Annotated in this window: 1 protein-coding gene; it reads right to left on the bottom strand. The window is 46.8% G+C overall.

What is annotated here, in order from left to right:
* Nucleotides 1–226 precede the first annotated feature (226 nt).
* On the bottom strand, nucleotides 227–1,071 hold an 845-nt coding region (locus G8764_RS22260; RefSeq protein ID WP_166168586.1), incomplete at its 5' end, for a VOC family protein.

The following is a 1,071-nucleotide window of genomic DNA, read 5'->3' as shown; positions in this document are numbered from 1 at the left end:
GGCAGTGAGGCGCCATTCACATGTGGGCAAGAATTCAAATAAGCATGAAATCCAGTCGCGTCTTTCACGACGAAAACCGTATCGATTCCACGATTGCTTAGATCGAAACCCTTGGCGCCCTGCGCAGGAAATTCCGTCACAGGGCAAAGCTTAACCCCATTTTGCATGATTAAGCTCCCGCCCCACTTTTCAAAAATGCACTAATACTATCTCGTTGAAAAACAGATTAGTTACCACCGCCCGGCGCCCAGGTTTCACGATATTGGAACAGGAAAATCTGGGAATTGTCTGCACGGAAATCTGCTTCGCGCGCAACCCAGTCATTATTGTGGGTATCCATATCTGCATCGTATTCCATTACACAACCCAACGGAGATTTGAAGTACCAAAAGTAATTTGAACCAAACATGTGACGCCCCGGCCCCCAAAACGGTTCGTAGCCTTTTTTCACAAAGGCACTACCTGCACTCAACACTTCAGAAGGGCCACCCAAATGGAAAGCGAAGTGTTCACAACCTTGCATATGCTCAGGGGTTTGAATGGTAAACAGGGTATGGTGGTCTGATGTACCGGCCGGGCGCAAGAAAGACCCAGCATTGGTGAAACGGTCGGTCACTTTAAAACCTAAACGCTCTTCGTAAAATGCTTCCATCTTTTTAAAATCAGGAACAAAGTAAACAACGTGCGACAGTGTTCTTGGTTTAGGCACATGACCTTGTACAGCGCCCACCTCATTCACGGGGCGATGTGTATCACCTGGGGCATTTACCAATTCAGCTTTAAGTGAAAGCGGCTTTCTTACTGTAATCTGAAAGCCGATTGCAAAACCCAGATCGTCAACAGACTCCAAAGAACCATCTGCCAGTGTTTTAACTTCACGATCTTTACCCAACTCAGCTTTGATAGCATCTAAAGTAGCCTGATCTGCAACACCATAGACGGTTTTTCGCAACATATTGCCGGTAGTAAGCGCTTCAGGGAGATCTGCATCATCTTTTGCTTTGACAATAACACCAGTACCGTCCAGAGCAGCAAAAAGACCATTGCCCTTAGCCTCCAGTCCGTAATCCA

Origin of the sequence: Pseudomaricurvus alcaniphilus (assembly GCF_011440395.1) — a bacterium.
Classification (GTDB): Bacteria; Pseudomonadota; Gammaproteobacteria; order Pseudomonadales; family Cellvibrionaceae; genus Pseudomaricurvus; species Pseudomaricurvus alcaniphilus.
Note: the sequence above shows the minus strand (reverse complement) of the source record. Positions and strands in the feature narration are given on the sequence as shown.